The 7,243-nt window shown below is 75.4% G+C and carries 5 protein-coding genes and 1 pseudogene; all 6 read right to left on the bottom strand.

What is annotated here, in order from left to right; genetic code table 11:
* Nucleotides 1-471: pseudogene (locus ECOMGDLI_RS34630) on the bottom strand (methyl-accepting chemotaxis protein); the annotation flags it as partial.
* A gap of 350 nt (nucleotides 472-821) precedes the next feature.
* Nucleotides 822-1,454 carry a TetR/AcrR family transcriptional regulator gene (locus ECOMGDLI_RS13730; protein WP_088317391.1) on the bottom strand — a complete coding sequence of 211 codons (633 nt, stop codon included), beginning with the start codon at nucleotides 1,452-1,454 and terminating at the stop codon, nucleotides 822-824.
* A 70-nt stretch (nucleotides 1,455-1,524) separates the two neighbouring features.
* Nucleotides 1,525-3,114: a long-chain-fatty-acid--CoA ligase gene (locus ECOMGDLI_RS13725; protein ID WP_088317385.1), complete on the bottom strand. Its 1,590-nt coding sequence runs from the start codon at nucleotides 3,112-3,114 to the stop codon at nucleotides 1,525-1,527.
* A gap of 20 nt (nucleotides 3,115-3,134) precedes the next feature.
* The gene (locus tag ECOMGDLI_RS13720) at nucleotides 3,135-3,932 is read right to left on the bottom strand and encodes an enoyl-CoA hydratase family protein (protein WP_088317384.1); all 798 of its coding nucleotides are present in this window, start codon (nucleotides 3,930-3,932) and stop codon (nucleotides 3,135-3,137) included.
* On the bottom strand, nucleotides 3,932-5,101 hold the full coding sequence (locus tag ECOMGDLI_RS13715; RefSeq protein WP_088317383.1) for an acyl-CoA dehydrogenase family protein: 1,170 nt from the start codon (nucleotides 5,099-5,101) through the stop codon (nucleotides 3,932-3,934). The genes ECOMGDLI_RS13720 and ECOMGDLI_RS13715 overlap by 1 nt, the downstream gene beginning before the upstream one ends.
* Nucleotides 5,098-7,242 carry a biotin carboxylase N-terminal domain-containing protein gene (locus ECOMGDLI_RS13710; protein WP_088317382.1) on the bottom strand — a complete coding sequence of 715 codons (2,145 nt, stop codon included), beginning with the start codon at nucleotides 7,240-7,242 and terminating at the stop codon, nucleotides 5,098-5,100. The genes ECOMGDLI_RS13715 and ECOMGDLI_RS13710 overlap by 4 nt, the downstream gene beginning before the upstream one ends.
* Nucleotide 7,243 lies beyond the last annotated feature (1 nt).

The following is a 7,243-nucleotide window of genomic DNA, read 5'->3' as shown; positions in this document are numbered from 1 at the left end:
GATCGAGACGTCGATGTCGCCCGCGTCGTGCTCGGCGGACATGTGGTTCATCGCCGCCATGAGGCCCTTGAGGTTGCCGCGGACCGTCTCGATCGTGTCGTTGATGAAGGCCTTCTTGCCGGGCAGCTGCTCCATCGGGGCGTCGAAGTCGCCCTCGCCGAACGCCTTGATGACGGCCATCGCCTTCTTCTTCACCGCGATGTGACCGCCGACCATGTGGTTGATCGCCTGCGCGAGCGGTCGGTAGGCCTCGGGGAACCGTGCGACGTCGATGACGACGTCGATGTCGCCCGCGTCGTGCTCGACGGACATGTGGGCGATCTCCGCCTGGAGCGTGGCGATCGTGTCGATGAGCGAGTTCGCCGCGAGGCACAGCGGCAGGTCCTCGTGGTCGACCCCCTCGACCGGCGCTCGAAGGGTGAGGTCGTTACGGGCGGCAGCCTCGAGCGCCGTCGTGACGGCGGCGTGCACGGCTGCGGAACGGGACCCCGGACGGGCCCCCTGACGGCTCAGACGGTCGAACACTCGACGACTCCAGCTCTCGAGACGCGCCGGCGGCGCGTGCCTGTTCGGACGGACGGCTCCGGGGTACTGCTGTCCGCTCACTCCGGGCATCGGCCGCAACGGGCGGGGACTGAAGCGTCCTGATCATCCGGCCGCCGAGATCCCGGGCGGGACGTGCCCGGGACTCCCGGCGGGGGCGCGGAGGACCGTTCGCGACGACCGACGTCCTCAAGTCATCGGCAACCGGTCACGGCCGCTGGACGGCACCGACCGCCGCCTGCCGGGTGACGGGTCGTTGACCCGTCCGGGTCGGGCCGTCACCCGGCGCGACGCACCGCCCCGTCGAGCACCTGGGCCCAGCGCCGCAGCACGCCGCGCCGCCGTCGGCTGTCGTCGGTGAGGACGTCGGCGAGCGCCAGGCCGCGGAGCAGGTCGAGCGTGCCCTGGACGAGCTCCCGGTTGCCGGGCAGCGTCTCGTCGACGCCGAGCAGCGCGACCGCCGTCCGGTGCACCTCGGCGTTGACCTCGGCCTCGGAGCGGGCCACGAGCGCCCGCAGGTCGTCCTCGACGGCCGCGGCCGTGTGCAGGTGCAGGGCGGCGCGGAACAGCGGCCCGGTGTAGACACCGCAGAGCATGACGAGGACGGCCTCGGTCCGCTCCCCCGACGGGGCGAGCCGGGCCGCCTCGCGGCGCACGTGGGCGAGCCGCTCGGCGGCGGTGAGCTCGAAGGCCGCGGCGAACAGCGACTCCCGGGTCGGGAAGTGGTGCTGCGCGGCCCCTCGGGAGACACCCGCCCGCTCGGCGACGGTGACCACCGTGGAGCCCGCCCAGCCGTGCTCGGCGAGGGACTCCACCGCCGCCTCGAGGACCTTGCGCCGGGTCAGCCGGCTGCGGTCCTGCTGCGGCTCGCGACCGGCGGGGTCGCCCCCGGGCCGGCCCGCCGTCACCACCACGTGAACCCTCCTGGTCCGTCCTGCTGCTGCGTCGCGCCCGGGGCGTGGAGACCGAGCGTCCGGTGCGTCAGATCGAGCGCCCGGTGCCCTCCCAGTAGGGCCTGCGGAGCACGTTCTTGAGGATCTTGCCCGTCGCGTTGCGCGGGAGGGCCTCGACGACGTCGACGCTGCGCGGGCACTTGTAGCCGGCGAGGTGCTCGCGGGCGTACGCGACGATCTGCGTGGCGTCGACGACCGCTCCCTCGGCGGGGACGACGATCGCCTTGACCGCCTCGCCCCAGACGTCGTCCGGGACGCCGACGACCACCGCCTCGGCGATGCTCGGGTGCTCGACGAGGACGCGTTCGACCTCCGGGCCGTACACGTTCTCGCCGCCGGTGATGATCATGTCCTTGACCCGGTCCTCGATGAAGACGAACCCGCCGTCGTCGACCCGGCCGACGTCGCCGCTGCGGACGTACCCGTCCGGGGTGATCGTCTCCGCGGTGGCCTCCGGCTTGTTCAGGTAGCCGCCCATCCGCTGCTCGGTCCGCCACCAGAGCTCGCCCGCGGCACCGGGCGGGACGTCCTCGCCGGTCGTCGGGTCGACGACCCGCAGCTCCACCCCGGGGATCGGGGTGCCCGCCGACGCGAGCCGCTCGGGCCGGGCGGCGTCCCGGTGCGCCGCCGGCTTCAGCGTCGTCACGACGCCGCTCAGCTCGGTCATCCCGTAGACCTGGAGGAAGTCGGTGCCCGGGCACGCCTCCATCGCGGCGCGCAGCACCGGCAGCGGCGCCGGGGAGGCCCCGTACCCGAGGATCTTCAGCCGCGCGAGCGCGCCGAGCGCCGGGGCCCCGGCCTGGACGAGCCCGGCGATGACGGCCGGCACGAGGAAGGCGTGCGTGCACCCGCCGAGGAAGCTCCCGACGAGGCCGGGGCCGGTCACCTCGCGCAGGACCGTCGTCGGGACGCCGGCGTCGAACCCGATGAGCGCGTAGCAGCTGCCGCCGACGTGGAAGAGCGGCATCGCGACGAGGTTGCGGTCGCCGGGGCCCATCGGGAAGTCGCTGCGCAGCGCCACGGTGTGCGCCACGAGGCCGCGGTGCGTGAGCGTCGCCCCCTTGGGGAAGCCGGTCGTCCCGGAGGTGTAGAGCACGAGCGCGGTGTCGTCCGGCCCGACCTCGGGCGCGGCGTCCGCGGGCGTGGCCGCGGCGAGGAACGCCTCGTAGGTGTCCTGCTCGCCGCCGACGACGACCACGGTGGTGATGCCGGGCAGCCGGTCCCGGACCGCCTCCCAGGCGGGCACCAGCTCGGCGCCGACGAACAGCAGGCGCGGCGCGGCGTCCCCGAGGACGTACACGAGCTCGTCGGGCGCCAGCCGCCAGTTGACGACGGCGTTCGCGGCGCCCACCGCGCTCGCGCCGAGCGTCACCTCGAGGCACGCCGGGTGGTTCTTGTCGACGAAGGCCACCCGGTCGCCGCGGCCGATGCCGGCGGCGGCGAGCGCACCGGACACGCGGCGCACCCGGTCGTCCCACTGCGCCCACGTCCGCGTGGAGCCCTCGTACGCGACCGCCTCGGCGTCGGGCGTCGTCCTCGCCCAGTGCCGGACGATGTCGCTGACGACCCGGGGGCGCGTTCCCGGCCGCTCGGTACCGCCGGCCTCGGTGGTGGTCATGACGGTCTCCTTCGGTGCGGTCAGCGGGCCCAGGACGGCGGACGGCGCTCGGCGAAGGCCGTCATGCCCTCGCGGGCCTCGTCGGAGGCGAACAGCGACGCGGACAGGGTGGCGAGCGCCGGGCCGGTCGCGTCGAGCGCGGCGAGGACGCCGGCCGCGGCGACCTTCTTCGACTCGGCGAGGCCCTGCGGGGAGCACAGCCGCAGCGCGGCGAGGACCTCCTCGGCCGCGGCGGCCGGATCGTCGGCGGCGACGGTCACCAGCCCGGCGTCCTGCGCCTGCGTGGCGTCGAACGTCTCGCCCGTGAGGTAGTACCGGCCGGCTGCGCGGCTCGTCATCCGGGGTGTCGTGACCGCGGAGATCACCGCGGGCGCGAGGCCCAGCCGGGACTCGGTGAACGCGAAGGTGCTCCGGCGGCCGGCGACGACGACGTCACAGGCCCCGACGAGGCCCAGCCCGCCGGCCCGGACGTGCCCGTCGACGAGCGCGACGACCGGGCAGCGGTGCGCGACGATCCCGCGCAGCAGCCGCAGCAGTGTCCGAGCCGTCGCCTCGACGCCGTCCGCGAGCGCCTCCCGCAGGTCGGCACCGGCGCAGAACGTCGTCCCGGTGTGGGTGAGCACGACCGCCCGCACGTCGCGGTCGGCGGCCGCGCGGTCGAGCGCGGCCTCGAACCCTGCGACGAGCGCCCGGGAGAGCGCGTTGCGGTTGGCCGGTGAGTCCAGGGTGACGGTGGCGACGGCGTCCCGGACGGCGTACCGCACGACCTCGCCGTCGTCCGGCTGCGGACCCGTCGGTGTGGCCGTCGGTGCGCCCATCAGTAGGACCTCGGCAGCCCGAGGCTGTTCTGCGCGACGAAGTTGAGGATCATCTCGCGGCTCACGGGAGCGATCCTGCCGACGCGGGACATCGTGAGCAACGGCGCGAGACCGTACTCCCGGCTCAGGCCGTTGCCGCCCAGGGTCTGGATCGCCTGGTCGACGGCCCGGGCGCCCGCCTCGCCGGCGGCGTACTTCGCCATGTTCGCCGCCTCGCCGGCCGCCTCCTCGTGGCCCTCGTCGACGAGGGCGGCGGCCTTCTGCATCATGAGCCGGGCGAGCTCGACCTCGACCTTCACCTGCGCGAGCGGGTGCGAGAGGCCCTGGTGCGCACCGATCGGCACCGACCAGACCTGCCGTTCCTTCGCGTAGGCGACCGCCTTGTCGAGCGCGTACCGGGCCGTCCCGAGGGCGTAGGCGGCGGCCATGACCCGCTCGGGATTGAGGCCGGCGAAGAGCTGGGCGAGGCCCGCGTCGGGGTGCCCGACGAGTGCGTCGGCCGGTAGCGCCACGTCGTCGAGGAAGAGCGCGAACTGCCGCTCCGGGGTGAGCAGCTCCATGTCGATGGCGCGGTGCTCGAAGCCCGGTGCGGTGCGCGGGACGACGAACAGCGCCGGCCGCAGCCGCCCGGTGCGCGCGTCCTCGGTGCGGGCGACGATCATGACGTCGTCCGCGGCGTCGACGCCCGAGACGTAGACCTTGCGGCCCGTGAGCAGCCAGCCCGCGTCGTCACCGGTCCCGTCGCGCCGGGCGACGGTCGTGATGTTGTGCGAGTTCGACCCGGCGTCCGGCTCGGTGATCCCGAACGCCATGACCCGGCTGCCGTCGGCGAGACCCGGCAGCCAGCTGGCCTTCTGCGCGTCGGTGCCGAAGCGCGCGACGACCGTGCCGCAGATCGCCGGCGACACGACCATCATGAGCAGGCCGCAGCCGGCGGCCCCGAGCTCCTCGAGGACGAGCGAGAGCTCGTAGAGCCCCGCACCGCCGCCACCGTGCTCGGCGGGCAGGTTCACCCCGAGGAAGCCGAGCTTGCCGGCCTCGGCCCACAGCTCGTCGGCGTGCCGGCCGGCCCGGGAGACCCGCTGGAAGTACTCGAAGCCGTACCGCCGCCCGAGGTCGCTCACGACCTCGCGCAGGGCGACCCTCTCCGGGCTCTCGACGAAGCTCATCGCTGCTCCTCCTCGCTCCCTGCCGGCGCTCCTGCCGCATTATCAGCCGTGACATCAGCTGTCTCGTCTGCCGTGTCGTCTGGCGTGTCGTCGCTGACGACCGCGAGCACCGCACCGACCTCGACCTGGTCGCCGACGGCGACCAGGACCTGCGCGACGACCCCGGCGGCCGGGGCCGCGAGGACGTGCTCCATCTTCATGGCGTCCAGCCAGACGAGCGGGGTGCCCGCCTCGACCCGTTGCCCCGCAGCGGGTCCGAGCCGCACCACGGTGCCCGGCATCGGTGCGAGCAACGACCCGGCGGCGGCCGTGGCCCCGGTCCGCGGGAAGCGCGCGAGCGGTGTCAGGGCCACGGGGCCGAGCGGGGAGTCGACGCAGACCAGCGCCGCGTCGCCCTCGCCGTGCGGTGCGCTGCCGTGGGCGGCGACGTCGAACGTGCGGCGGACGCCGTCGACGTCGAGGACGACCCGCTCCGGCCCGGCGCAGACGAGGGCGACGGCGTCGAACGCCTCGGCCTGCAGACCGCCGCGGCCGAGCCGGTAGGCGACGTCGACCCGCTCCCCGGCGTGCTCGAACGCCACCGTCTGCGGGTGGGCGGGGACGTTGCGCCACCCGCCGGGCAGGCCACCGAGCACGGGCGCCGCGCGCCGCCGTCCGGCCGCGGTGGCCAGCGCCGCGGCGAGCGCGGACAGCCGGACGGCGTCCGGCTCGGCGAGCGGGGCCGCGAGGACGGCGACGTCGTGCCGCTCCAGGAAGCCGGTGTCGGTGTCACCGGCACCGAACGCGCTGTGCCGCAGCGTGTTCACGAGCAGGTCGCGGTTCGTCGTGACCCCGTGGACCCGGGCCGAGGCGAGGGCCGCGGCCAGCCGGGCGACGGCGTCCTCGCGGCGCGGGGCCCAGGCGATGAGCTTGGCGAGCATGGGGTCGTAGAACGGGGAGACGACGGCGCCGCTCTCGACGCCGCTGTCGAGGCGGAGCACCGCCCGGTCGGCGGGCCGGTCCGGCACGGTGAAGCGGGCGTCGACGCCGGGGACCTCGAACCGGTGGAGCGTGCCGGTGCGCGGCGCCCAGCCGGCGGCCGGTTCCTCGGCGTAGAGCCGCACCTCGACGGCGTGGCCGCGCGGCGCCGGCGGGTGCGGGTCGAGCGTGCGGCCGGCGGCGACCGCGAGCTGGGCGGCGACGAGGTCGAGGCCGTGGCGCAGCTCGGTCACCGGGTGCTCGACCTGGAGCCGGGTGTTCGTCTCGAGGAAGAAGAAGCGCGGCACGCCGTCCGGGCCGGTGCCCGCGGCGTCCACGAGGAACTCGACGGTGCCGGCGCCGACGTACCCGATCGCCCGGGCCGCCGTCGTCGCGGCGTCGAGGAGCCGCTCCCGCAGCGCGGGCACGGCCTCGACGAGCGGGGACGGGGACTCCTCGACGATCTTCTGGTGGCGCCGCTGGATCGAGCACTCACGCTCGCCGAGCGCCCACACCGTGCCGAGGGTGTCGGCGAGCACCTGCACCTCGACGTGCCGGCCGCGCTCCACGTACGGCTCGACGAAGACGGTGCCGTCGCCGAACGCGGCGAGCGCCTCGGCGGCGGCGCTCTCCACGGCGCCCGGCAGGTCCGCGAGGTCGCGGACGACCCGCATCCCGCGCCCGCCGCCTCCCGCCGACGCCTTGACGAGGACGGGCAGGTCGGCCGCCGTGACGGTGCCGGGGTCCAGGTCGGCGAGGACGGGGACGCCGACGGCCTCCATCGCCTTCTTCGCCGCGGTCTTCGAGCCCATCGCGCTGATCGCGGCGGGCGGCGGCCCGACCCAGACCAGCCCGGCCGCGCCCACGGCCGCGGCGAGGTCGGCGTTCTCGGAGAGGAAGCCGTACCCGGGGTGGACGGCGTCCGCCCCGGCGCGCAGCGCGGCCGCGACGACGAGGTCGCCGCGCAGGTACGTGTCGGCGGCGGCGGTGCCGGGGAGCCGGACCGCGGCGTCCGCCTCGGCGACAAACGGCGCGTCGGCGTCGGCGTCGGAGAAGACCGCGACCGTGCCGATCCCGAGGGCGCGACACGTCGCGAAGACCCGGCGGGCGATCTCGCCGCGGTTCGCGACGAGCAGCGTCGTGATCGGCCGGGAGGTGCTGCGCGGCACGGGCTCCGTCGTCATG

This window comes from Kineosporia sp. R_H_3 (assembly GCF_002198675.1).
GTDB lineage: Bacteria > Actinomycetota > Actinomycetes > Actinomycetales > Kineosporiaceae > R-H-3.
The sequence above is the reverse complement of the archived record's forward strand: the minus strand, read 5'-3'. Positions and strand labels throughout refer to the sequence as shown.